We start from the raw sequence: 25,506 nt of genomic DNA on the forward strand, positions 1-25,506 counted from the left end.
TCGTCGGCCCTGTGGGGTTGCAGATGGGTCCGGCACGCCGTGTCCGCCCCGCCGGACCTGGTGGCCATGGCAACCGCGCGGGCCGAGGCTCGCACGGCCGGGCAAGGCGTCAGGCCTTGCGCTCGCGCACCGCGGCCGAGAAGATGTCGTGCAGCTTCGGGTAGCTCGGGATGACGTCGAAGTCGGCGCAATGGGCCATGTCCTCGGCCAGCGTGTCGTACTGGATGGCGTCGAGCTCCTCGGCGGTGTAGAGCGCCATGACCCGCTTGTCGCCCATCTGGGCCACCGGATTGTAGGTGCCCTCGGCGAAGGACACCCGCTTGCAGGTCTCGGGCCGGTAGCAATATTCGAGGAAATCGGCGGCCCGGGGCGACAGCTCCGGATTGTTCACGGTGGAGGTCAGCTCCATCCAGCACACGCCCGCCTTGCCGCCGGTATCGGCCGGCCCCTTGTTCGGGATGACGCAGCTCAGGTTCTTGTTGCCGTCGAAGCGGGCCGCCGACACCGTGTAGACGCTGCCGGGGAAGCTGCCGATGATCGAGCCGTTGATCATGCCGAGCGCGATGGCGTTCATGTCGTCGCTGAGGAAGGCGGCGTTGTTGATCACCCGGCGCATCAGCGCCTCGAACGTGCCGATCTCGGCGTCCGAAAGCGGCTTGAACGGGCTGAAGCCGGCGGCCATCGCCGTGTGCATGATCACCCAGTCGTCATACATCAGCACCGCATATTTGCCCTTGAACGCGTCCGACAGCATCAGGTCGTAGCCCTCGTCCGCCATGGTCTTCTTCGAGACCTTGTCGGTGTTGACCAGGACGCCGGAGGGGCCGTAACGCTGGATCATGCCGAGCAGGTGCTGGCCGTCGTCGGACATGGCCCAGTGATAGGGCCATTTGAACTCCGGCAGCATCATCTCCCAGAGCGGCCGGAAACGGGCCTCGTCGAGCGGCTTGATCAGCTTTTCCGGGAAGAGCTGCCGGCGCCCCCAGGCATTGTTGAGGTTGATGATGTCCCAGGTCTTGGTCTCGCCGGCGCGCAGCTTGTTGACGGCGTCGGGATCGGAGATCAGGCCCTGCGCCTTGACGGTGCAGTTGAACTCGCGGCGGAACGGATCCAGCACCTTGTCGGAATTGTAGCCCTCCCAGCAGAAGATGTTCATCTCCGCATCGCGTGCCGCCCGGGCGGCGCCCGGCATCAGGCCGGCGGCGGCGATGCCGGCGGAGAGCGCGGCGGCCTGCCCGAGGAAGTCGCGGCGGGACTGGCTGAAGGACTGCAGCAGGGTCTTGCGTTTCATCGGCGGGATCCTCTGGAGGCTGTCATGGACGCATGGTCCTCACGTCAGGCGTGATGGCAGCAGGCGCCGGCGGTGGATCGGCTCGCCCGGTTGACGTCGGGCGGCAGGTCGATCACCGGATTCTGGTCGAAGAAGCCGAGCGGCATCAGCTTGAAGCCGCAGAAGACGCAGGGCTGCACCGGATGGTCCTCGGGCCGCGGCATATGGTGCAGGCCGAAGCTGTGCCACAGCACGATGTCGGCGTTGGCCACCGGCCGGTCCTGCGCCGTCCAGGCCGGCAGGCCGTCCTCGCCGGTGGAATGGTTCATGAACTCGCCGGCCGGGAACCGCTCCTCCGCAGAGAACGGCGTCACCCACAGATGGTTGTGGATGAAGCCGGCCCGCCGGCCCGAAGGCCCGTCCGGATGGGTGAAGGCCTGCACCGCCGACTGCGTCTCGAGCTTGTAGGCGGTCGGCTTGCCGACCCGGTTCGTGACGGTGGGGTTGATCACCTTCCAGTAGCGCATCCTGGAGAAATCGACGCAGCGCCGCGCCGCCAGCTCGGTGGCGAGCGGCGTCTCCACGACGTGGAAGGCATTGCCCATCGGGTTGCCGGGACCAAGGGGCGGGGCGACGGTGTCGCACTCGACCACCGTGTTGCCGGGGCCGTCGACCTCCATGTCGAGCCTGGCGCAGAACACGTGCTGGTGGTTGTGGCCGACCAGGCCGGGCGCGACCTCGGTGCCGTAGGTCTGGGGCGTGCCGGGCATGCAGGCGGCGGTGTTGATGATGCCGGTCGCCTTCATCTCGAACTCGATGCGCCCGTCCTGGTAGAGGTACCAGTAGGAGGCATATTCGTAGTTCCCGACCGTGGTGATCGAGGACAGCACGAGCCGGCGCAGGCGGCGCACCTCGGTGCGTTCGCTGCGGAAGTCGAAATGCTTCCAGGCGAGGCCCGCATCCTCCTCGTGCAGGCAGATGGCGTTCTCGATGCGGCGCGGATTGCCGAGGAGGTCCGGCAGGCAGACGTCGAAATAATGGATGTGTCCGAGGCAATCGCAGCCGAGCGACAGCGAGTTGGCGAGCTTGCCGAAACCATATTCGCCGCTGTCGAAGACGTTCTTGCGATAGTGCGGCTCGTCCGGCGTGCCATAGGGCACGACCATCTCGGCAAGGGAGGCGCGGTAGAGGATCGGCCGGCGCCTGGCGCCGAGGGTATAGCCCAGCGACTGCAGCACCAGTCCCTCGCGGCCGTTGAAGCCGACCCGGAAATCCCAGTTCTCCCAGGTGACCTTGTTGCCTTCGACGGTGAAGCCCGGCCCCGCCGGCTGGACGACGTCGAGCGGCGCCGACGGCTTGCGATAGTCGGTCAGCAGGGCGCAATCATAGTTGACCGGCGTCGGGGGCACCGGCACGGGATCGGCGCCGGCATGATCGTCGACCCGCAGCACCTCCAGCGTGTCGACGTCGACGACGACATTGATGCCCTCCACGGGATGGGCATAGTAATTGTCCAGCTCGAACAGGCGCATCCAGACGAAGGTGTGGGCGAGGCGGCGGTTCTCCTCGCCCGGGACCCCGAAATTGCCGGCCGACCACGGATCGACGCAGACGAGGTCGAGCCGGTCGATGCCGCGCCGCGCCAGGGCGGCCTGGAAGCGCGGATCGGCCTTCGCCGCCGTTTCGATCAGCAGGAACTCCTCCGGCGAGATCATCGGGCGCGCCTCGGGCAGGGCCTCGACGCCGGCCACCCTGCCGAGGCGGAGGTCGACGCGCCCGGTCCATACGCCCCGGTGGCCCCGCCTGTAGACGGTGAAACGGGCGACGCGCTCGATCGGCGCGCCCCGCACGTGCCGGCGCACCACCTCCTTCGCCGGCTCGGCAAGTTCGATCGTCTCGAAACGCAGCTCGTCCCCGAGCTTGAAATGCTCGCGCAGCACCGCCGCGGTCCTGGTGATCTCGGCGGCATTCAGGGGATCGAGGGGATGCTCGTCTCCGACGACGGGACCGGCGGTCGGCTGCTCCTCGAGGCGTAGCATGGCGTTGATCCGCTCCTTCAGGGCCCATGCCAGGCAGGCAAGAGGCAATCCCGGTTGCCCGCGCACCGCGACCGGGCACCATCGGGCCCATCATCGGGAAACATCGAGGGCCAGCAATCCACCGTTCGGTTGATGCGGGGCGTCAGCGCGGCGGGCCGGCCAGCCAGGACCCGCAGGCCAGGACGAGCAGGGCGAGACCGACGATGCGGGCCGTCGTCTTCCCCGGCACGGCCTTCTCGATCGCCATGGCCACGGCGAGCGCCGGCATCGCCGCGGCGGCGGTCATGCCGAGCACCGGCATCAGCGCCATCAGGACGCCGTTCGAAGCGAGGCAGCGCCGGCCATAGGCGAGCCCATCGCCCAGGCAAGCGCCGCGCCCGTCTCCGGTCCCGATGGTGCAGGGACGGGCGAACCCGGTCGCCGCCAGGGCCGCCGCCTTGGCCGCGGTGAACTGGTAGAGGCCGGCGATCGCCAGTGCGGCCGGCGCCAGCGCCGCCCCAATGCCGGTGACGGCCTCCGGCATGAGGGCACGCAGGCCCGCCTCGACGGTGACGACGACGGCGCCGAGGGCGATCCAGAGCAGACAGTAGCCGGCTAAAAATGTCAGGCCGTCGGTCGCCCTCTCCCGACGAAGCAGGGCGCGCCAGCCCGGCGTCGCGCAGGGCAGCATGACGGCCGCGACCATGGCCGCCCACATGGCGAGGCCGGCTCCCCAGGCGTGCCAGGGCGAGGCATCCCCGGGCGACCGGCACAGGGACAGGACGAGAGCGCGCAGCCGCTCGTCGGGCTCGATCAGGCGGGACACGGGCCCGAGGCTCGCCCAGGCCCCACCCGTCCATGCCTCGTGCAGCATGACCGTGACCGCCAGCCATCCCGCGATGGTCACGGCGGCAGGCACGGCCAGGGAGAGGCCGCGTCGCGCCGCCGCCGGCAGATCCGGCGAAACCCCGCCCCGGAACGGCGGAGCACGGCGCAGGCATGACGGCTCCGCCGCTCGAAACTTGGGCATCGCCGCTGCCTGCGAAGGCATTTCCGCGGATGGAGCATCGGGCAAGGTCATGCCCGCGACGTTCGGCTTCCGGCGCCGGCCCGGCAATCCACCATCCGGTGGACCGGCCGCCAGCCTTTCAGTGCGGCGCCGCCAGGCGGGCCACCAGGCCGGAGCGGTTCTCCACGCCGGTCTTCTCGAAGATGTGGATCAGATGCGTCTTGACGGTGGCAAGGCCGATGCCGAGGCAGGCGGCGATGTCGGCATTGGTCCGCCCGCAGCACAGCAGCCCCGCGACCTCGGCCTCCCGCCGGGTGAGATGGAACATGCGGGCCGCCCTCGCGGCGCGATCATCCCGGCTCGGCGCCATGTGGTCCGACATGTTGAACTCGATATAGCGCTGCAGCTCGTCGGCCAGCCGGAACAGCACCGGCGTCGGGCGCGGATCCCTGGACGTCCACATCACGCTGAGGCCGGCTTTGATCTCGTCGTCATGGTGGAAGATGAAGTCGATATTGTCGACGACGTCGAAGCGCCGCAGAAAGGTCTCGTATTCCCGCACCTCCTGCAGCGGCATGTCCCTGGAGGCCCGGTCCATCCGCACCACGCGCTCGTCCGGCGAGCGCAGACGGCGGACATGCAGCGGATCCACGGCATGCATTTCCCGGACATAGATGCGGATGAAGTCCGCGGGAACGCGCGAGCAGACGAAATTGTGCAGGTTGTGCTCGCGATCGACGGAATAGAAGACGAGGCGGCTCGCCTCCAGGGCGCCGTTCAGCAATTGGAATGTCGTCTCGATGAATTGCCTTTTCCGAAGCTCGCTCGAAGCCATGGGCCCCTCCCAGCCTGAAGGACGCTGAGGCTTTCCGGCAGCAATATTCGTGCCGGGGCGTGCCCGCTCGCTTGAACGACGGCCGACGTCGCCCGCTCGGCGCGCGGGCGCGCTGGGGATCGGGCGCGAAGAGCGCTCCCGCGCCCTACCCCAGCACCACCAGGAGGTCCTTGGCGTCGATCTGGGCGCCCGGCGTCACCAGCACCTCCGACACCGTGCCGTCCCGGGCGGCGTGCAGGGCCGTTTCCATCTTCATCGCCTCGATGGTGAGCAGCACGTCGCCGGTCTTCACCGGCTGGCCGGCCTTGACCGCCACCGTCGAGACGGCGCCGGGCATCGGCGCGGCGACATGGGCCTCGTTGCCCTCGTCCGCCTTGCGGCGGGCCTGGACCTTGGCGACGACCGAGCGGTTGGGCACGCGGATGATGCGCTGCTGGCCGTTGAGCTCGAAGAAGACACGGACCTGGCCCTCGTCGTCGGTCTCGCCCAGGGTCAGGAGGCGGATGAGCAGCGCCTTGCCGCGCTCGATCTCGATGGTGAGCTCGTCCCCGGGCGTCATGCCATAGAAGAACACCGGCGTCGTCAGGGCCGAGACCGGCCCGTATTTGCGCATGGCCCCGGCATATTCGATGAAGACCTTGGGATACATCAGGTAGGAGGCGAGCTCGTTCTCGTCGATCGCCCGCCCGATCTTGCCCTCGGCCTCGGCCCTGGCCTTGCCGAGGTCGGCCGCGGCCAGCAGCGAGCCCGGACGCACGGTGATCGGCGCCTCGCCCTTCAGCACCTTGGCCTGCAGCCCCTTGGGCCAGCCGCCCGTCGGCTGGCCGAGGTCGCCGTGCAGCATCTCCACCACCGAGCCGGGAAAGGCGACGTCGCGCCTGGGGTCGACCACGTCCTCCGGCGTCAGGCCCTGCGCCACCATCATCAGCGCCATGTCGCCCACCACCTTGGAGGAGGGCGTCACCTTGACGATGTCGCCGAACATGTCGTTGGCGGCGCGATAGGCCTTGGCCACCTCGTGCCAGCGGCTGTCGAGCCCGAGCGAGCGCGCCTGCTCCTTCAGGTTGGTGAACTGCCCGCCCGGCATCTCGTGCAGATAGACCTCGGAGGCGCCGGCCTTGAGGTCGCTCTCGAAGGCGGCATATTGGGTGCGCACCGCTTCCCAGTAGAACGAGATGCGCCGGATCGCCTCGGGATCGAGGCCGGTGTCGCGCCCGGTATGGCGCAGCGCCTCGACGATCGAGCCGAGGCAGGGCTGCGACGTGGTGCCGGACATCGCATCCATCGCCGCGTCGACCGCGTCGACCCCCGCCTCGATCGCCGCCAGCACCGTGGCCCCCGATATGCCCGAGGTGTCGTGGGTGTGCAGGTGGATGGGAAGGCCGACCTCGCGCTTCAGGGCGCCGACGAGGGCGCGCGCCTGCGCCGGCTTGAGCAGCCCGGCCATGTCCTTGATGCACAGGATGTGGCAGCCCGCCTTCTCCAGCGCCCTGGCCGTCTCGACGTAATAGGCGAGGTCGTACTTGGCCCGGGCGGGATCGAAGATGTCGCCGGTGTAGCAGATCGCCCCTTCCGCCAGCTTGCCGGCCTCGAGCACCGCGTCGATGGCGACGCGCATGTTCTCCACCCAGTTGAGGCAGTCGAAGACGCGGAAGAGGTCCATGCCCGCGGCGGCGGCGCGGGCGACGAAGTGCTTCACCACATTGTCGGGATAGTTGGTGTAGCCGACGCCGTTCGCCCCGCGCAGCAGCATCTGTGTCAAGAGGTTCGGCGCCCGCTCGCGAATGAGCGCCAGGCGCTCCCACGGGTCCTCGTTGAGGAAGCGCATGGCGACGTCGAACGTCGCGCCGCCCCAGCACTCCAACGACAGGAGCTGCGGCACGCCCCTGGCATAGGCGCCGGCGACGCCGGCAATGTCATGGGTGCGCATGCGCGTCGCCAGCAGCGACTGGTGAGCGTCGCGCATGGTGGTGTCGGTGATCAGCACCCGCGCCTCGTCGCGCAGCCAGGCCGCGAACTTCTCCGGCCCAAGCGCGTCGAGCCGCTGCTTGGTGCCCGGCTGCAGCTCGCCGGCGAACACCGGGGCGACCGGCGTGCGCGCCTCGGCCGGCGGGCGGGTGCGGCCGCGCGCCTCGGGATGGCCGTTGACGGTGACGTCGGCGATATAGGTCAGGAGCTTGGTCGCCCGGTCGCGCCGCTTGGCGAACTGGAACAGCTCCGGCGTCTCGTCGATGAAGCGGGTGGTGTACTCGTTGGCCCGGAACTTCGGATGCTTCAGCACCGCCTCCAGGAAGGGCAGGTTGGTGGCCACGCCCCGGATGCGATATTCGCGCAGCGCCCGGTCCATGCGGGCGATCGCCTCGGCCGGCGTGTTGGCCCAGGCCGTCACCTTCTCCAGGAGCGGGTCGTACCAGCGCGTCACCACCGCGCCGGAATAGGCCGTGCCGCCGTCGATGCGGATGCCGAAGCCCATGGCGCCGCGATAGGCGGTGATGCGGCCATAGTCCGGGATGAAGTTGTTCTCCGGATTCTCGGTGGTCAGGCGGCATTGCAGCGCATGGCCGCGGGTGAAGATCTCCGCCTGCGGCGGGATGCCGGTCTCGTAGGCGCCATCGGCGAGCTGCTTGCCGATGCGCCCGCCCTCGGCGATGCGGATCTGCGCCTTGACGATGTCGAGGTCGGTGACGACCTCCGTCACCGTGTGCTCGACCTGGACGCGCGGGTTGACCTCGATGAAGTAGAACTTGCCGGTATCGGCATCCATCAGGAACTCGACCGTGCCGGCGCCGGCATAGTCGGTGCCGCGCCCGATCTTCAGCGCCGCCTCGCAGAGCTGCCGGCGGGTGTCCGGGTCGAGATAGGGGGCGGGCGCCCGCTCGATCACCTTCTGGTTGCGGCGCTGGATCGAACAGTCGCGCTCGAAGAGATGCACCAGCGTGCCGTGCTTGTCGCCGAGGATCTGCACCTCGACATGCCGGGCGCGGCGCACCAGCTTTTCCAGATAGACCTCGTCCTTGCCGAAGGCCGCCTTGGCTTCGCGCCTGGCGGTCATCACCGAATCGAGCAGCTTGTCCTCGCTCTCGATCGGCCGCATGCCGCGCCCGCCGCCGCCCCAGGACGCCTTCAGCATCACGGGATAGCCGACCGCCAGCGCCGCCCGCTTGATCGCCTCCGGATCGTCGGGCAGCGGCTCGGTCGCCGGCATGACGGGCACGCCGACGGAAACGGCGAGGTTGCGCGCATCGACCTTGTTGCCGAGCGTGCGCAGCGTCTTGGGCGAGGGCCCGATGAAGACGACGCCGGCCGCGGCGCAGGCCTCGGCGAATTCCGGGCTCTCCGAAAGCAGGCCGTAGCCGGGATGGATGGCGTCGGCCCTGGCGTCCTTGGCGACCCGGATCACCTCGTCGATCGAGAGATAGGCCTCCACCGGCCCCTTGCCCTTGCCGATCTGATAGGCCTCGTCCGCCTTGAAGCGGTGGAGCGACAGCTTGTCCTCCTCCGCATAGACCGCGATGGTCGAGATGCCGAGCTCTGTTGCAGCACGGAAGACGCGGATGGCGATTTCGGAGCGGTTGGCGACGAGCAGGCGGCGGAAGGGTGGGCGCATGGGTGCTCGGGACTGTGGGAGACGCAGACCGACTTATGTTGCAATGCCGCGACGGGCGCAACCGCCGCGCCGGAGCGGCGAGCCCTCCCGACGATGGTGGACGATTGCGTCCCGGCCCGATACGTGACGAGATGCCGCCGCGCCCCAAGGAGGAAGCATGACCGACGCCCCTCTGGATCTCGTCGCCCGCCTGGTGGTGGGCATGCTGGCGGGCATGCTGATCGGCCTCAACCGCGTCCGCCACCGCCGGGGCGTGGGCATGCGCACCCTCGGCCTGGTCGGCCTCGGCTCGGCGGTCGCGGTGGCGATCTTCCAGGGCGCGGCCGATGCCAATGCGGCGAGCCGGGCCGTGCAGGGCATCCTGACCGGCGTCGGCTTCCTCGGCGCCGGCGTGATCCTGCACCGCACCAACGAGGACGTGCCGCGCGGCCTCACCACGGCGGCGGCGACCTGGGTGACGGCGATGCTCGGCGCGGCCGCCGGCGCCGGCGCCTGGCTGCTGGTCGGCACCGGCGTCGTCCTCGCGGTGGTGCTGCTGGCGGTCGGCGAGCGCGTCGAGCGGCTGTTCGGCGGCCGGGCCGACCGGGATGAAGCGGCTGCCTCGGGCCCGTCCCGCGACTGAGCCCGAACGCAGAAGCCCCGCCGTGGGGGCGGGGCTTCCTCGGGCATCGGGACCTTTGTCCGGGCGCGACGGGTCCCGAGGCTCGTCCGGTGAGGGCTCAGCGGCAGATGCGCACGCGAACCCAATGGTAGCCGTAGTAGGCGTCATAGACGCGCTGGCTGCGCCAGAAGCAGGCCGGCGCGTAGTAGTAGGCCGGGCGGTAGCTGTTGTAGTAGGAGTTGGCGGCGATGCCGCCGAGCAGCAGGCCGCCGATGGCGCCGGCGGCGAAGGCACCGCCCCGGCCCCAGCCCGCTTCGGCCGTGCCGGTGGTGGCGAGGGTGGCGCCGGCGAGCGTCGCTGCGACGAGGCTGGCGGAGATGAGCTTCCTGAACATCGTGGTCGTCCTCTGGTCTGATCCCGGCGCGGCTGCGCTCGATCGATGGGACGACTCTACTCAGCGCCCGCCGCCCCGCCGTGCGCCTTGGCACAGGGCACCCCGACCGTCCCGGCGACCCGCGAGGAGCCGATGATCGACAAGCTGGAATTCCTGATCGCCCTGTCGCGCGAGCGCCATTTCGGCCGGGCGGCCGAGGTCTGCGGCGTCACCCAGCCGACCCTGTCCGCCGGCCTGAAGCAGCTCGAGGGCGAGCTCGGCGTCCTCCTGGTGGCGCGCGGCTCGCGCTTCCAGGGCTTCACGGCCGAGGGCGAGCGGGTGCTGGACTGGGCCCGCCGCATCGTCGGCGACGCCCGCGCCATGCGCCAGGAGGTCGACGCCCTGAAGCGAGGCCTCAACGGCCACCTCACCATCTCGGCGATCCCCACCGCCCTCTCCATGGTCGCGGCCTTGACCACGCCCTACCGCGCCCGCCATCCCAACGTCACCTTCACCATCCTGTCGCGCACCTCCGCCGAGGTGCTGCAGGAGCTGGAGGACCTCGCCATCGACGCCGGCATCAGCTATCTCGACAACGAGCCGCTCGGCCGCGTCGCCACGGTCGAGCTCTACCGCGAGAGCTATCGCCTGCTCACGGCCGCGGACGGCGAGTTCGGCAAGCGCGAGCGCATCACCTGGGCCGAGGCCGGGCGGGTGCCGCTCTGCCTGCTGACGCCCGACATGCAGAACCGGCGCATCATCGACCAGCTCCTGCGCGGCGCCGGGGCCGAGGTGGCGCCGACCCTGGTCTCCAACTCGCTGCAGGTCCTGCTCAGCCATGTCCGGACCGGCCGCTGGTCGAGCGTCATGCCCTCGATCCTGGTCGAGACGCTCGGCGTCGGCGAACGGGTGCGCTCGATTCCGATCGCCGAGCCCGAGGTGCACCACCTCGTCGGCCTGGTGGTGCCGCGCCGCGAGCCGCAGACCCCGCTGGTGGCGGCGCTGGTCGCCGAGGCCCGGCGCTTTGCCGCCAGGGGCATCGCCCCGGCCTGAGGCTCTCCGCCCCCCGCAGCGCCCGCTTCAGTCCTTGCGGCTGCTCTCCTCGATCGCGGCGAACAGCGCCGCCGGATCGATCGGCTTGGCGACATAGGCGTCGAAGCCCTGGCCCAGCGCCTCGTCCCGCGCCTCGGCGCCGCGGGCGCTGAGCGCCACGACAGGCGTTCCTGCCCGCGCGCCCGGCAAGGCGCGGATCGCCGCCAGGGCCGAGGGGCCGTCGAGATGCGGCATCTCGATATCCATCAGCACCAGGTCGTAGTCGTGCCGCTGCAGCGCGTCGACGGCAGAGCGGCCGTCGGCGGAAAAGCTGACGCGGTGGCCGAACTCGCCCAGGATCGCGCCGGTGACGATGCGGTTCACCGGGTTGTCCTCGGCGACCAGGATGCTGAGCGGGCGCCGGGCGCTGCCCGTCGCCTTCACCGCCGGCAGCACGCCGTGCGCGGGATCGACCGGCACCGCAAAGCGGAACACCGTGCCCCGGCCGACGGCGCTCTCGACCTCGACGGTGCCGCCAACCCGTTCGATCGCGCTCCTGACCAGGGCGAGCCCGAGGCCGGTGCCGCCGGCGCGCACCCCGCCGGCGAGCTGCGCATAGGGCTCGAACAGCAGCGGCAGGTCCTCCGGCTCGATGCCGGCGCCGGTATCGGCGACGGAGACGAGCATGCGCCCCCCGTCCAGAGCAGCGGTGACGGTGATGCCGCCCTGGACGGTGTGCTTCACCGCATTGTCGATCAGGTTCTCCAAGGCGCGGCGGACCATCACGGGATGGCCGATCACCCGCTCCGGCAGGCCGCCCGCCACCACGGCGAGCGTCAGCCCCTTGGCGCGGGCGCGCGGTTCGGCGAGGCCCGCCGTCGCCGCGACCAGGTCCGCCGGCGAGAAGGCCTCGCGCGTCCCGAGGCCGAGATCCGCCTCGAGCCGGCCGAGGTCGAGGATGTCGTTGGTCACCGCGATGATCTGGGCGACGGCGTCCTTGAGCAGCAGCACATAGTCGCGCGTCGGCCCGGAGGCGAGCTCGCTCACCGCCAGGATGTCGACGATCGTGGCGGCGCCGGTCAGCGGCGTGCGGATCTCGTGCGCCGCCGCGCGCAGGCGCCGCCGCATGGCTGCGGCTTCGGCCTGCACCTGCTCGAGCGCGCCGGTCGAGGCGGCGATGGCGGTCCTGGCGAGCATTTCGGGATCTTCCGCGGCGATGGCAGCCTCGCGAAGCTATGGCCTGAGTGCGGACAACACGTTGCGGTCAGTCTCGAAATTTGGTTACGACACGTCAACCCTCCCGGCCGCGCCGGCATGTGCCTCTCCCGCGCCTTGACGAGCCATCATGTTTGAAATCATGACCGTTGTCGCTCCCGTTTTCGGGCTGATCGGCATGGGATTCCTGGCGGCGCGGACGCGGCTCGTCACCGAGCGCAGCGGCGACGGGCTGGCCGAATATGTCTTCGCCCTGGCCATTCCCTTCCTCCTGTTCCGCACCATCGTCGAGGCGGACCTGCCCGATGCCCTGCCCTGGGCCTACTGGGCCGCCTACTTCATCGGCGTCTTCGCCGCATGGACCAGCGCTACCGTGCTGGCGCGGCGGCTTTTGGGCCGTTCCGAGGCGGAGGGCGTCATCTTCGGCTTCGCCGCGGGCCAGGCCAACACGGTGATGGTCGGCGTGCCGCTGATCCTCAAGGCCGTGGGCGAGGCGGCCGCGGCGCCGCTGGTGCTGCTGCTCGCCATCCACCTGCCGGTGACGATGACGGTGGCGACGCTGCTGTTCGAAGGCTCGGCGCTCCGGCCGCAGGAGCGATCGGGACGGCGGGCGCTCCTGCGCGTCGTCCGTTCGATCGCCACCCATCCGATCCTGATCGGCATCGGGCTCGGTCTTCTCGTCCGCCAGACCGGCCTGCAGCCCGTCGGGGCGGCGAAAACCGTGGTCGACCTGATGGCCGCCTCCGCCGCGCCCTGCTCGCTGATCGCCATGGGCATCGCCCTCGACCGTTACGGCATCCGCGGCGAATGGCGGGCGGCGCTGGCCATCTCCGTCCTCAAGCTGGTGCTGCACCCGCTCCTGGTCTATGTCCTCGCTCGCTACGTGTTCGCGCTGCCGCCGGTCTGGGCCGCGGTCGGCCTGCTCTTCGCCGCCTGTCCGTCGGGCATCAACGTCTACCTCTTCGCCACGCGCATGCGCACCGGCGAAGCGGTCGCCTCGGCGGCGGTATCCCTCTCCACCGGCCTCGCCGTCGTCACCGTCTCGGCCTGGCTGGTGTTCCTCGGAGCCGCCAGGTGATAGGTCTGCCGCGGGTTTTCGGATAGCTTCGACGCCATGGCCCTTCTCCGCATGCTCTCCCGCCTCGGCACGCTTCGCAGGACCTCCGGACGGCGCTCCTGCGCCCTCTCGGCCCTCGTGCTGGCCGGCCTAAGCAGAATTTCCGAGCTCCGCCCGCGGGGCGGTCTCGAAAATTCTGCAGAATCCCAGAGGCTAAGCAGAGCTTCGCGGATCGGAAGCGTGTTCCGATCCGCGAAGCTCTGCTTAGCCGCCCTGCTGCTCGCCGCCGGGCCGGCAGCGGCCCAGCAGCCCGACTCCACCCCGCGCGAGCAGCTGACCGGCGCCAAGGCGGCGATCGACCGGGTCGAGGCAGCGCTCGCCCAGCCCAGCCTCTCCCAGGACGCCCTGCAGCAGCAGCGCAGCAATCTGGAGCCGGCCCGTAGCGCCCTGGTCGCGCTCCTCGCCAGCGTCATCGGTCCGCGCGATGCGTCCAAGCAGCGCCTGGAGAAGCTCGGACCGCCGCCCAAGCCCGGCGAGCCGCCGGAAAGCGCCGAGGTGACCGCGGCGCGCGACCGCGAGAACACGCTCTTCGGCGATCTCGACGGCGTGGCCAAGGAAGCCCAGCTGCAGATCGTGCGCATCGACCAGCTCAACAACACCATCGTCGAGCGGTTGCGCACCGATTTCGCCCGCCAGATCTTTCAGCGCAGCGCCAGCATCCTCGATCCGTTCTTCTGGGCGACGGTCGCCTCGGACCTGCCGCAGGCCGTCGCCAACCTGACGCAGGCGCTGTCGCAGATCTGGGTCTCCTTCCGCGCCAATGCCGGGCCGGGACCGATCGGCATCGCCGTGCTGATCGTCCTGGCCGGCGCCCTCGCCTGCCGCTTCCTGCGCGGCCGCGCCGTGCGGCTGCGCAACCGGCTCGCCGCACGCCAGAGCGCCTCGCGCCGCTTCACCGCCACGCTCGACGCCCTGCTCGACATCGTCCACGCCGTCCTGGGCTGGCCGATGGCGGCGCTGGTCCCGCTGGTCGCCCTCAAGGTGGCAGAGCTGGTTCCCGAGCAGCTCCTGGTCGATTTCGGCGTGCCGATCGTCATGGCGCTGCTGGTGCCGGCGGTGTTTGACGCGACCGCCGTCGGCGTGATGGCGGTCGGGCGCCCGAACCTCAGGCTGCTGCCGCTGAGCGACTGGGCGGTCGACCAGATCCACCGCCGCATGCGCTGGATCGCCTTCATCATCGGCGCCGACATCCTGCTGCCGAGCCTGGGCAAGGTCACCTATGCGCCGGTGTCGCTGACCGTGGCCTCGACCGGCCTCTTCTCCGTGCTGTTCTGCATCGTCGGCGCCGAGCTGCTGCTGCGCCTGCGCGACGCGCCGACGACGACCGAATCCGGCGAGCCGATCCCGGGCGCCCAGGAGAGCAACAAGCTCGATATCCTGCGTCCCCTCACCTGGCTGGTGATCGCCGCCGCGGTGGCCGGGCTCCTGTCGGGCTATATCGCCCTCGCCAACTTCATCGTCATCCTGATGCTGGCCGCCCTGTTCGTGGCGGCGCTGGCCTATATCCTGATGACGCTGGTCGACGCCGTGCTCACCGACCGGCTCGCCACCGACGAATCGCTCGGCCGGGCCATCGCCAGCGCCCTCGGCGTCAGTCCCCGCAACGTCGCGTTCGCCGCCACGCTGTTCTCGGGCGTGCTGCGCCTGCTGATCCTGATCGCGGCGGTGACGACCTTCGTGGTGCCGCTCGGCTCCTATTCCATCGATTTCGCCTCGGTGATGGAGCACGCCTTCTTCGGCTTCCAGGTCGGCGAGATCACCATCTCGATCTCGTCGATCCTGCTCGCCATCACCCTGTTCAGCGTGGTGATGATCGCCACGACCCTGGTGCGCGGCTGGATCCGCAACACGCTGCTGCCCCGCACCACGCTCGATGCCAGCCTGCAGAACTCGATCGCCACCATGATCGGCTATACCGGCGTGATCCTGGCGAGCGCCGTCGGCCTGTTCCAGATCGGGCTCAACCTGCAGAACTTCGCCATCGTCGCCGGTGCCCTCTCGGTCGGCATCGGCTTCGGCCTGCAGTCGATCGTCTCCAACTTCGTCTCCGGCCTGATCCTGCTGGCCGAGCGCCCGATCCGGGTCGGCGACATCATCGCGGTGGCCGGGGAAGAGGGCTTCGTGCGCCGCATCAGCGTGCGCGCCACCGAGATCGAGACCTATGACCGGGCGACGCTGATCATCCCCAATTCCCAGCTCATCACCGGCTCGGTGAAGAACTGGGTCTACGGCAACACCTGGAGCCGGGTGCGGGTGTCGATCGACGTCGGCTACGATGCCGATGTCGACGCGGTGCGGGCCGCCATGCTGTCCGCGGCGGAGGACGATCCGCGCATCCTGCCGACGCCGCCGCCGCGGGTGTTCCTGTCGAAGCTGGGCAGCGCCGCGCTGGAGTTCGAGCTCTTCGCCGTGGTGACGAGCGTCGAGACCCTGCCCGCCGTCAAGAGCGACCTGCATCTGCGTATCCTCAAGAACTTCCGCGCGAAGGGCATCCGCGTCGCGGCGCAGCTCCCGGCCGCACCGGCGCCGGTGGTGGTCAGCCTGGATGAGGCGCTCGGGGCGGTCGGCGCCGCCAGGCTGCGCGCCGAGGCGGCGGAGAAGCCGGGCTGAGCCCGCCAGGGCGCTGCCGGCTTCGCCGGGCCCGTGAGCGCAGGGCAGCCGGGCGTCAGCCGCATTCCCGTCGGGAATGGATGGTGCTATCAGGCGCTGCGCTCGCATCGTCGCCGGGCTCGCGGCAGGCCGCGCCGGACGCTTTCGGAGAAGCTGGTCACTTGGCACGTTCCGACATTCGACAGTCCATCGCCGCCGCCCCGGCACGGATCACCCGCCTGGCCCTCACGGCGGCGCTGCTCGCGCTCGCCGCCTGCTCGACGCCGGTGGCGCAGAGGCCCCAGCCGGTGATCCGCGGCGACGTCGCCGCCGTGCGCCTCGACCCGGCGGCGGCGCGCGACATGCTCACGCGCTATCGCGCCAGCCGCGGCCTCGCCGCCGTGCGCCTCGACCCCACCCTCGGCGCCCTCGCCCAGAAGCAGGCCGACGCCATGGCGGCCAGGGGCGTCTTGTCGCACGACGTCGCCGGCAGCTTCGCCAGCCGGCTCGACGGCGCCCATGTCGACACCGTGTCCGCGGCCGAGAACATCGCCGCCGGCTATTTCAGCCTCGGCTCCGCCTTCGAAAGCTGGCAGACCTCGCCGCCGCACGACCGAAACCTGCTGCTGCCGAAGGTGACGCGCTTCGGCATCGCCTTGGCCAAGGCGCCGGACACCCGCTACAAGACTTATTGGGCCATGGTCGTCGCCTCCGACCCGCCGCCCCCGACGCCGACCTTGCCGACCGGCCCGCTGGTGCGCCGGCGCGTCGTTCAGACCGATCTCGGCGCCAGCGTCGGCGGGGCGCTGGCCGCCCCGTTCAACGCGCTGTTCGGCCGCTGACCCCGCCCGCCATGGCAACCCGCCCGACCTACGACCAGCTCTATGACGGGTTCCGCTGGAACCTTCCGGCCCGCTACAACTTCGGCGTCGACGTCTGCGACAAATGGGCAGCGGCCGATCCCGGACGGCCCGCCATCCTGCATCGGCTGCCGGACCGCACGCTGCGGCGCGTCTCCTATGGCATGCTGCGGGACGCGTCCAACCGCCTGGCCGGCGTGCTGCGCGCCGCGGGGGTCGGCCCCGGCGACCGGGTGGCGGTGCTGCTGCCGCAATCGCCGGAGGTGGTGGCCGCCCATGCCGCCGCCGCCAAGCTCGGCGCGCTCTCCCTGCCGCTCGCCGCGCTGTTCGGCCCCGACGCGCTCGACTACCGCCTGGCGGACTCGGCGGCGAAGGCCATCGTGCTGGACGCCGCGGGCCTTGCCAAGCTGCGCACCGTGCGCGACCGCCTGCCGCATCTCTCCGCCATCGTCTGCGTCGACGGGCCGGACGGCGAGGCGCTCGGCTACCACGAGGCGCTCTCCCGGGCGGCGCCGGATTTCGAGGCGGTCGCCTCCGCGCCGGACGACCCGGCGATGATGATCTACACCTCCGGCACCACCGGCCAGCCCAAGGGCGCGGTGCACGGCCACCGCGTCGTCCTCGGGCACCTGCCGGGCGTGACCTTCGCCCATCACGGCCTGCCGCGCCCCGACGACCTGATGTGGACGCCCGCCGACTGGGCCTGGGCCGGCGGCCTGCTCAACGCCCTGCTGCCGAGCCTGTCGCTCGGCGTGCCCGTGGTGGCCTGGCCGCACGACCGCTTCGTGCCGGAGGAGGCGCTGGCGATGGTGCGCGAGCTCGGGGTGCGCAACGCCTTCCTGCCGCCGACGGCGCTGCGCATGCTCAAGGCGGCCCATCGGCCGGGCACGCGCTACGACCTGCCGCTGCGCAGCATCATGTCGGCCGGCGAGACGCTCGGCCCCGACACCTATGCCTGGGCGCAGGAGGCCTTCGGCTTCCCCGTCAACGAGTTGTTCGGCCAGACCGAGTGCAACCTGGTGCTGGGCTCCTCGGCCACCCTCGGCGTCTCCCGGCCCGGCGTCATCGGCCGCCCGGTCCCCGGCCATCGCGTCGCGGTCATCCGCCCGGACGGCACGGAATGCGCGCCCGGCGAGCCCGGCGAGATCGCCGTCGCCCGGCCGGATCCGGTGATGTTCCTCGCCTACTGGAACAATCCACGGGCGACCGCCGACAAGTTCGTCGGCGACTGGATGACCACAGGCGACCAGGCGGTGCGCGAGGCGGACGGCATGGTGCGTTTCGTCGGCCGCCAGGACGACATCATCACCTCGTCCGGCTATCGCATCGGCCCCGGCGAGATCGAGGACTGCCTGATGCGCCACCCCGCCGTGGCCTATGCCGCGGCGATCGGCCGGCCCGACGCGCTGCGCACCGAGATCGTCAAGGCCTTCCTGGTGCTGAAATCCGGCTTCGCGCCGTCGGACGCCCTCACCGCCGAGATCCAGGCCTTCGTCCGCACCCGCCTCTCCGCCCACGAATATCCGCGCGAGGTCGCCTATGTCGCGGCGCTGCCGCTGACGACGTCGGGCAAGATCATCCGCCGGGCCCTGCGCGAGCAGGGCTGAAGCCTCACTCCGCCGGCAGCGTGCCGTTCCCCGGACCGAGGGTGCGCTGCATCAGCACGCTGTCGAGCCAGCGGCCGTGCTTCCAGCCGACGGCCTCGAGCGTGCCGGCATGGCGGAACCCCGCGCGTTCGTGCAAGGCGATGGAGGCGCGGTTGGCGCTGTCGCCGATCACGGCGATCATCTGGCGGAAGCCGCGCTTCTCGCTCTCCGCCACCAGGGTGCCCAGCAGCCGGCGGCCGAGGCCCGTGCCTTGGGCATGGGCGGCGACGTAGACGGAATCTTCGAGGGTGAAGCGATAGGCCGGCCGCGGCCGGTAGGGGCCGGCATAGGCATAGCCCAGGATCTCGTAGCCGCGGGTGGCGACGAAATAGGGAAACCCGCCCTCGACGAGGCCGCGCATCCGGCGCGTCATCTCCTCATCGCTCGGCGGGTCGAGCTCGAAGGAGGCGCTGCCGAACCGCACCGCCTCCCGGTAGATGTCGCCGATCGAGGGAATGTCACGTCCCTCGACCAGCCTCAGCCTGACCTCATGCACGACGTCCGATCCCCAATGCGCTCCGGCGAAGCGAAGACCGCTTCGCCGGGTGACGTCCCGCTCAGCGACGGTCGCCGAGCAGGCGCAGCATCATCAGGAACAGGTTGATGAAGTCGAGATAGAGGTCGAGCGCGCCGTAGATGGCGAGCTTCTCGCCTTCCTGCGGGCTGTAGGCGCTCGAGTACATCGACTTCAGCTTCTGCGTATCCCAGGCGGTCAGGCCGGCGAAGATCAGCACGCCGCCGATGGTCAGCGCGAACTGGAAGGCGCTCGAGGCCAGGAACAGGTTGACCAGCGAGCCGATGATCAGGCCGAACAGGCCCATCATCATGAACGAGCCCATCGCCGACAGGTCGCGCTTGGTGGTGTAGCCGTAGAGGCTGAGCGCACCGAAGGCCGCGGCCGAGACGAAGAACACGCGTGCGATCGAGCCGCCCGTGTAGACCAGGAAGATGGTCGACAGCGACAGGCCGACCAGCGCGGCATAGACGTAGAACAGCGTCCGCGCGGCCGAGGTCGACAGGCGCCCGGCGCCGAAGCTCATCCACAGCACCACGCCGAGCGGAGCGAGCATCACCACATATTTCAGCGGGCTGCGGAAGATCAGCTCGCCGAAGGCGGTCAGGCCGACGATCTGCCCGTCGACCTGGTTCACCGCCATCATGAAGGCGCCGAGCGCGACGGCGCCGGTGATGGCGACGCCCAGCGCCATGTGGTTGTAGACCGCGAGCATGAAGGCGCGCAGGCCCTGGTCGATCGCAGGTGCCCCGGCGCGGACGTCAGCGACGGAGCCGATCGAGAAACGAGGATCATTGGAAGCCATGGGTCTCTCCAGAAGGCGGCGGTCTCGCCGCCAGGACGAACTGACCGAAATGTAGTGTGAAACGCGCCCCGATGTAAGTGACATCAGCGTAATGTCGTCAATGCGGCAGCGCGACGCTCAGAGCTCGCGCAGATGCCCCGCCGGCTTCTGCCCGAGGATGCGCCAGGTGCCGGCGAGCCCGATGAGGATGGTCACGACCATCGCCCCGAAGGCCGCGGCGACGGCCGAGCCCGGCAGGAAGACGAAGGAGAAATCCATCATCTGCGTGATCACCAGCGCGGCGGCGGCGGTGCCGGCCGCCACGCCGAACACGGCGGTGGCCAGGCCCAGCAGGCCGTATTCGAGGAGGAAGGCCGCCAGCAGCCGGCCCCTCGTCGCGCCCAGCACCTTCAGCACCACGGCGTCGTAGAGGCGGGCGCGATGGCCGGCCGCCAGCGCGCCGGCCAGCACCAGCACGGAGGCCACCAGGGCGATCGTGGCGGCGGCGCGGATGCCGATGGCGAGCTGCGCGGCCATGTCGGCCACGGCGGTGAGCGCCTCCTTGACGCGCACCGTGGTCACGGAGGGAAAGGCGGCGGCGACCTGCTTCAGCAGCGCGACCTCGGTGGCGACGTCGACGTCGTTGATGTAGCTCAGGGTCGCCAGATGCATCACCGGCGCGCCGGCAAAGGTGTTCGGCGAGAACACCAGCACGAAGTTGATGCCGAGATTCTCCCATTCCACCTTGCGGACCGTGGCGATGCGGGCCTCGATCCGGCGCCCGAGCACGTTGACCGCGATCGTGTCGCCGATGTCGAGGCCGAGCCCCCGGGCCATGCTCTCCTCGACCGAGACCAGCGGCGGGCCCGCATAGTCCGCCGGCCACCATTGCCCCTTGGTCACCTGCGAGCCGGACGGGGCCGAGGCCGAGAAGGTGATGCCACGGTCGCCGTTCAGCATCCAGGCGATGTCGGCGGGTGGCTTGAGCTTCTCCGCCGGCACGCCCTTCGCCGCGACGATGCGCCCGCGCAGCATCGGCACCCGGTTGAGGCTGGCGCCCGGGGCATGCGCATGCACGAAGTCGTCGAAGCGTGGCGCCTCGGCGTCGGGGATGTCGACGAAGAAGAAGCTCGGCGCCCGTTCCGGGATCGCCGCCGACAATTGCTGCCGGATATTGCCGTCGATCAGCGCCAGGGCGACCAGCAGGCAGAGGCCGAGGCCGAGGGAGAGCACCACCGAGGGCGTCAGCGCGCCGGGCCGGTGGATGTTGACCAGCGCCAGCCGCAGCGCCGTCGAGCGCGGGCGCGGCAGGCGGCGGGCGAGCGCCATCACCGCCGCGCCGACCAGGCGCAGCGCCAGGAAGGCGGCCAGCGCCGCGCCGACATAGACGAGCGCGATCGTCCGGTCCGAGGCGAAGCCGACGGCGAGCGCGGCGAGGCCGAGGGCCGCGAGCCCCACCAGCACGCGGTAGCGCCGGCGCGGCCAGCGCTCCGCCGGATCGACCTCGGCCCGGAACAGGGCCGCGACCGGCATGTCGTGCATGCGGCCGAGCGGCCAGAGCGAGAAGGCGAAGGCGGTGGCGAGGCCATAGGCCAGCGCCAGCAGGAGCTCGCGGGGGTAGAGCGCCGGGTGCAGCGGCAGCGGCAGCACCGCGCCGAGGGCCCAGGCGGCGGCGAAGGGCAGCGCCGCCCCGAGCACCAGCCCGGCGGCGATGCCGAGAAGCGCCAGGATCATGGTCTGGGCGAGATAGATGCCGACCACGGTCGAGCCCGGGGCGCCGAGCGTCTTCAGCGTGGCGACGGTGTCGCGCTTGTCGTCGACGAAGGCGCGCACCGCATTGGCGACGCCGACGCCGCCGACCAGGAGCGCCGTCAGGCCGACCAGCGTCAGGAACAGCGTGAAGCGCCGGATGCCGCGCTCCAGCGCCGGCGTGGCGTCGTCGCGGGTGCGCACCTCCCAGCCCGCGCCGGGCGCGGCGGCATTGGCGCGCGCCGCGACCGCCTTGGGCGCGACGCCGGCCGGCAGGTCGAGGCGATAGTGCCAGCGGATCAGCGAGCCCGGCTGGATCAGGCCGGTGGCGCGCAGCGTGTCGATCGACATCATCAGCCGCGGCCCGAAGCCGACGCCGCCGGCGAGCTTGTCGGGCTCGCTCGCCAGGGTGTCGGCCAGGACGAGGCTGGCGCCGCCGACGGCGAGACGGTCGCCCGGCTTGAGGTCGAGACGGGCGAAGAGGGCGAGGTCGCCGACGGCCCGCAGTTCGCCGCCGTGGCCGGCGAGCGCGTCCTGCAGCGCCGCCCCGCCGGTCAACGTCGCCGCGCCGGTGAGGGGATAGGCGCCGTCCACCGCCTTGATCTCGACCAGGGCGGTGCGCCCGTCCGCGGTCCGGGCCATGGCGCGCAGCGTGGCGATGGTCGAGAGCGGCCCTTCCCGCGCCAGCACCGCCCGCTCGTCCGGCGTCGCCTCGCGTGAGATCAGCGAGAAGGCGGCGTCGCCGCCATTGATGATCCGCCCCTCCCGCACCAGCCCGTCGGAGAGCGAGCGCGACACCGAGCCGACGCCGGCGATCGCCATGACGCCGAGGGCGAGGCAGGCCAGGAACACGAAGAAGCCGCGCGCGCCGGCGCGCAGCTCACGGACGGCGTAACGCAGCGGCAGGAACAGGGGCGAGGAGCGCATGCAGGATCCGGATGGTCCTAGCGCAGATAGGCACGAGCGGGGGCGGCGCAAGGGTGCTGCGTCGGCTGCGACGATGGCGCACCTGTCGCGGCGGCCGCGCGACCAACGGCGGCCCATACCGAAGGGCGTCGGGTGTCCCGCATCCATGACCGTCGTCGCGTTCGCGTGGATGGCCGGGTCAAGCCCGGCCATGACGGAACGGTTGCGACAAGGACGGCAATGGTCGCACCACCCGCGACCGTCATGGGAGGACTTGTTCCGCCCATCCACGCGAACGCGGCGAAGGCAAGAAAAGACGAGGCCCCCGCCGTCGAAAACAAAGGCCACGACGAAGACCGAGCCTCTACCCTCAGGCCGCGCTCTTCTTCGGCGCCGCGGTCTCGTCGAACAGCTCCGCCAGCTTGTCGGTCATCACGCCGCCGAGCTCCTCGGCGTCGACGATGGTCACGGCGCGGCGATAGTAGCGCGTCACGTCGTGGCCGATGCCGATGGCGATCAGCTCCACCGGCGAGCGGGTCTCGATGTCCTCGATCACCCAGCGCAGGTGGCGCTCCAGATAGTTGCCGGCGTTGACCGACAGGGTCGAATCGTCGACCGGCGCGCCGTCGGAGATCACCATCAGGATGCGGCGGCTCTCGGTGCGGCCGAGCAGGCGCTGGTGCGCCCAGGTCAGCGCCTCGCCGTCGATGTTCTCCTTCAGGAGGCCCTCGCGCATCATCAGGCCGAGATTCTTGCGGGCCCGGCGCCAGGGCGAGTCCGCGGCCTTGTAGATGATGTGCCTGAGATCGTTCAGCCGGCCGGGATTGGCCTGCTTGCCCGCCTGCAGCCAGGCCTCGCGCGCCTGGCCGCCCTTCCAGGCCCGCGTGGTGAAGCCGAGGATCTCGACGCGCACGCCGCAGCGCTCCAGCGTGCGGGCCAGGATGTCGGCGCAGGTCGCCGCGACCGTGATCGGCCGGCCGCGCATCGAGCCGGAATTGTCGATCAGCAGCGTCACCACCGTGTCGCGGAAGTCGGTGTCGCGCTCACGCATGAAGGACAGCGCCGAGGTCGGGTCGACGATGACGCGCGACAGGCGCGCCGGGTCGAGCATCCCCTCCTCCAGATCGAAGTCCCAGGCGCGGCTCTGCTGGGCCATCAGCCGGCGCTGCAGCCGGTTGGCCAGGCGCGCCACCACGCCGGAGAGGCTGGCGAGCTGCTTGTCGAGATAGGCGCGCAGGCGGTCGAGCTCCTCGGGATCGCACAGGTCCGGCGCATCCACCACCTCGTCGAACCGCGTGGTGAAGGCGCGGTAGTCCGGGCCATGGCGTTCGGAGCCGCGGCCCTCCGGCGGCCGCCAGGGCTGGGACGCCGCCTCGGCATCGTCCGCCTCGCTCTCGTCGGGCATGTCGGAGGACGGCGATTCCGCCTCCTGCGCCTCGCGCTCCTCGCCGTCGTCCTCGCCTTCCTCGGCCTCTTCCAGCCGGGCGGACTGGGACTGGTCCTCGCTCTCGCTCTGGCCCTCCTGCCCCTCCTCCTCCTGCTGCTCCTCGTTCTGCGTATCGCTCTCGTCCTCGTCCTGGCGGTCGGCCTCCGACAGGTCGGCCATGCCGAGATGGGCGAGCATGTCGTTGATGGTCCTGGCGAAGGCGCGCTGGTTCTCCACCACGCGGTCGAGGCGCATCAGCTCGGTCCCGGCCTTCTCCTCGATCCAGGGCCGCCACAGGTCGACCAGCTTCCGGGCCGAGGGCGGCGGCTCCAGCCCGGTCAGCTTCTCGCGCACCAGCATGGCGACGGCATCCTCGACCGGCGCATCCTCGCGGGCGCGGATGTCCTCGTATTTGCCGCCGCGGAAATAGCGGTCCTCGAGCATGGCCGAGAGGTTCTTGGCGACGCCGGCCATGCGGCGAGAGCCGATCGCCTCGCAGCGCGCCTGCTCCACCGCATCGTAGACGCCGCGCGCCTGGTCCGACTTCGGCGCCAGGCGGCGATGCACGCCCTCGTCGTGGCAGGCGAGGCGCAGGGCGATGGAATCGGCCTGGCCGCGCACGATCGCCGCGGTCTGCGGATCGAGCTTGCGCGGCGGCTCGGACAGGCGCGCCTTGTCGCCGATCAGCGCCGGCCGCTCCGAGGCATAGGCGACCTCGAGGTCGGGCTTGCGGGCAATGGCGCGCAGCGCGCCTGCCACCGAGCGCTTGAACGTCTCGTTGGGCCCGTCCTTCGGCTTCTCGCCGGGCTTGCGGTTGGACGACATCGGTCCCGTGTCTCGGCTGGGTTTGGCTCAGCAGCGTCTCCTGGCTCCAGCCACGAGACGCTGCTTCGCTTCCAAGTGTAAGCAGGTTCGGGAGAACCTGCCGAGCGCCCGGCGGACCGGGCGGCGCGATCAGGTCAGCGCCACGTTGACGGCGCTTTCCGTCAGCTCGGCGCCGAAGGCGCGCTGATAGAACTCCGCCACCAGCGGCCGCTCCAGCTCGTCGCACTTGTTGAGGAAGGTGAGACGGAAGGCGAAGCCGATATCCCGGAAGATCTCGGCGTTCTCGGCCCAGGTGATCACCGTGCGCGGGCTCATCACGGTGGAGAGGTCGCCGTTCATGAAGGCGTTGCGGGTGAGGTCGGCGACCCGGACCATCTTGTTGATGGTGTCGCGCCCGCCGGCGGTCGTCTGATAGTGCTTGGACTTGGCCAGCACGATGTCGACTTCCTTGTCGTGCGGCAGGTAGTTCAGCGTCGTCACGATCGACCAGCGGTCCATCTGGCCCTGGTTGATCTGCTGCGTGCCGTGATAGAGGCCCGAGGTGTCGCCGAGGCCGACCGTGTTGGCGGTGGCGAACAGCCGGAAGGCGGGATGCGGGCGGATGACGCGCTTCTGGTCGAGCAGCGTCAGCTTGCCCGACACTTCCAGCACGCGCTGGATGACGAACATCACGTCCGGGCGGCCGGCGTCATATTCGTCGAACACCAGGGCGATATTGTTCTGCAGCGCCCAGGGCAGCATGCCGTCCCGGAACTCCGTCACCTGCTTGCCGTCCTGCAGCACGATGGCGTCCTTGCCGACCAGGTCGATGCGCGAGACGTGGCTGTCGAGGTTGATGCGGATGCAGGGCCAGTTGAGGCGGGCGGCCACCTGCTCGATATGGGTGGACTTGCCGGTGCCGTGATAGCCCGAGACGATGACACGGCGGTTATAGGCAAAGCCCGCCAGGATCGCCAGGGTCGTCGCCCGGTCGAAGAGATAGTCGGGATCGAGATCGGGAACGTGGTCTTCCGCTTTGGAATAGGCGGGAACCATCATGTCGGTTTCGAAGCCGAACAGCTTCTTGGCCGAAACCTTGATATCCGGCAAACCGGGCGCCGGCGCAGTCGCGTCTGTCATCATTCCTACCT

18 protein-coding genes are annotated in these 25,506 nt (G+C 70.4%); 6 read left to right on the top strand and 12 right to left on the bottom strand.

The window, feature by feature from the left end:
- Positions 1–109 precede the first annotated feature (109 nt).
- The 5 genes from QO011_RS02410 to pyc form a co-directional block, all read right to left on the bottom strand.
- Positions 110–1,291, bottom strand: coding sequence for an ABC transporter substrate-binding protein (locus QO011_RS02410; RefSeq protein ID WP_307267152.1), 1,182 nt, complete (start codon positions 1,289–1,291; stop codon positions 110–112).
- A 44-nt stretch (positions 1,292–1,335) separates the two neighbouring features.
- On the bottom strand, positions 1,336–3,309 hold the full coding sequence (locus QO011_RS02415; RefSeq protein ID WP_307267155.1) for a primary-amine oxidase: 1,974 nt from the start codon (positions 3,307–3,309) through the stop codon (positions 1,336–1,338).
- Between the two features lie 142 nt (positions 3,310–3,451).
- Positions 3,452–4,318 (bottom strand): copper chaperone, encoded by an 867-nt coding sequence (locus QO011_RS02420; protein ID WP_307267157.1) that lies wholly within the window; start codon positions 4,316–4,318, stop codon positions 3,452–3,454.
- Between the two features lie 118 nt (positions 4,319–4,436).
- Positions 4,437–5,132, bottom strand: coding sequence for a helix-turn-helix transcriptional regulator (locus QO011_RS02425; RefSeq protein WP_307267159.1), 696 nt, complete (start codon positions 5,130–5,132; stop codon positions 4,437–4,439).
- Positions 5,133–5,277: 145 nt separating this feature from the next.
- Positions 5,278–8,739 (bottom strand): pyruvate carboxylase, encoded by a 3,462-nt coding sequence (gene pyc / locus QO011_RS02430; RefSeq protein ID WP_307267161.1) that lies wholly within the window; start codon positions 8,737–8,739, stop codon positions 5,278–5,280.
- A 157-nt stretch (positions 8,740–8,896) separates the two neighbouring features.
- Between pyc and QO011_RS02435 the strand changes: the two genes are divergently transcribed.
- Positions 8,897–9,361 carry an MgtC/SapB family protein gene (locus QO011_RS02435; protein WP_307267164.1) on the top strand — a complete coding sequence of 155 codons (465 nt, stop codon included), beginning with the start codon at positions 8,897–8,899 and terminating at the stop codon, positions 9,359–9,361.
- Positions 9,362–9,458: 97 nt separating this feature from the next.
- On the opposite strand, the gene QO011_RS02440 is transcribed toward QO011_RS02435, so the two are convergent.
- Positions 9,459–9,734, bottom strand: coding sequence for a hypothetical protein (locus tag QO011_RS02440; RefSeq protein ID WP_307267167.1), 276 nt, complete (start codon positions 9,732–9,734; stop codon positions 9,459–9,461).
- 132 nt (positions 9,735–9,866) lie between these two features.
- Between QO011_RS02440 and QO011_RS02445 the strand changes: the two genes are divergently transcribed.
- Positions 9,867–10,766 carry a LysR family transcriptional regulator gene (locus QO011_RS02445; RefSeq protein WP_307267169.1) on the top strand — a complete coding sequence of 300 codons (900 nt, stop codon included), beginning with the start codon at positions 9,867–9,869 and terminating at the stop codon, positions 10,764–10,766.
- A gap of 27 nt (positions 10,767–10,793) precedes the next feature.
- On the opposite strand, the gene QO011_RS02450 is transcribed toward QO011_RS02445, so the two are convergent.
- Positions 10,794–11,942, bottom strand: a complete 1,149-nt coding sequence (locus QO011_RS02450; RefSeq protein WP_307267172.1) for an ATP-binding protein — start codon at positions 11,940–11,942, stop codon at positions 10,794–10,796.
- A 160-nt stretch (positions 11,943–12,102) separates the two neighbouring features.
- Between QO011_RS02450 and QO011_RS02455 the strand changes: the two genes are divergently transcribed.
- The 4 genes from QO011_RS02455 to QO011_RS02470 all read left to right on the top strand — a co-directional run bounded on the left by QO011_RS02455 (position 12,103) and on the right by QO011_RS02470 (position 18,133).
- Complete coding sequence (locus tag QO011_RS02455) at positions 12,103–13,038, top strand: AEC family transporter (RefSeq protein WP_307267175.1); 936 nt, start codon at positions 12,103–12,105, stop codon at positions 13,036–13,038.
- 219 nt (positions 13,039–13,257) lie between these two features.
- A complete protein-coding gene (locus QO011_RS02460; protein WP_307267177.1) occupies positions 13,258–15,687 on the top strand; it encodes a DUF3772 domain-containing protein in 2,430 nt (809 codons plus the stop codon).
- Between the two features lie 161 nt (positions 15,688–15,848).
- Entirely contained in the window at positions 15,849–16,508 is a 660-nt protein-coding gene (locus QO011_RS02465; protein WP_307267179.1) for a CAP domain-containing protein, read from the top strand.
- Positions 16,509–16,519: 11 nt separating this feature from the next.
- Positions 16,520–18,133: an AMP-binding protein gene (locus QO011_RS02470; RefSeq protein WP_307267181.1), complete on the top strand. Its 1,614-nt coding sequence runs from the start codon at positions 16,520–16,522 to the stop codon at positions 18,131–18,133.
- A gap of 4 nt (positions 18,134–18,137) precedes the next feature.
- Here the strand turns inward: QO011_RS02470 and QO011_RS02475 are convergent, their stop codons facing one another.
- The 5 genes from QO011_RS02475 to cobS all read right to left on the bottom strand — a co-directional run bounded on the left by QO011_RS02475 (position 18,138) and on the right by cobS (position 25,498).
- Positions 18,138–18,668 carry a GNAT family N-acetyltransferase gene (locus QO011_RS02475; protein ID WP_307267183.1) on the bottom strand — a complete coding sequence of 177 codons (531 nt, stop codon included), beginning with the start codon at positions 18,666–18,668 and terminating at the stop codon, positions 18,138–18,140.
- Positions 18,669–18,729: 61 nt separating this feature from the next.
- Positions 18,730–19,491 (bottom strand): Bax inhibitor-1/YccA family protein, encoded by a 762-nt coding sequence (locus tag QO011_RS02480; RefSeq protein WP_307267185.1) that lies wholly within the window; start codon positions 19,489–19,491, stop codon positions 18,730–18,732.
- 117 nt (positions 19,492–19,608) lie between these two features.
- Positions 19,609–22,146, bottom strand: a complete 2,538-nt coding sequence (locus tag QO011_RS02485; protein WP_307267188.1) for an ABC transporter permease — start codon at positions 22,144–22,146, stop codon at positions 19,609–19,611.
- Between the two features lie 349 nt (positions 22,147–22,495).
- Complete coding sequence (gene cobT / locus QO011_RS02490; RefSeq protein WP_307267192.1) at positions 22,496–24,376, bottom strand: cobaltochelatase subunit CobT; 1,881 nt, start codon at positions 24,374–24,376, stop codon at positions 22,496–22,498.
- Positions 24,377–24,505: 129 nt separating this feature from the next.
- Positions 24,506–25,498 carry a cobaltochelatase subunit CobS gene (gene cobS, locus QO011_RS02495; protein ID WP_307267194.1) on the bottom strand — a complete coding sequence of 331 codons (993 nt, stop codon included), beginning with the start codon at positions 25,496–25,498 and terminating at the stop codon, positions 24,506–24,508.
- Positions 25,499–25,506 lie beyond the last annotated feature (8 nt).

It is taken from the genome of Labrys wisconsinensis, from assembly GCF_030814995.1.
Taxonomy (GTDB): Bacteria; Pseudomonadota; Alphaproteobacteria; order Rhizobiales; family Labraceae; genus Labrys; species Labrys wisconsinensis.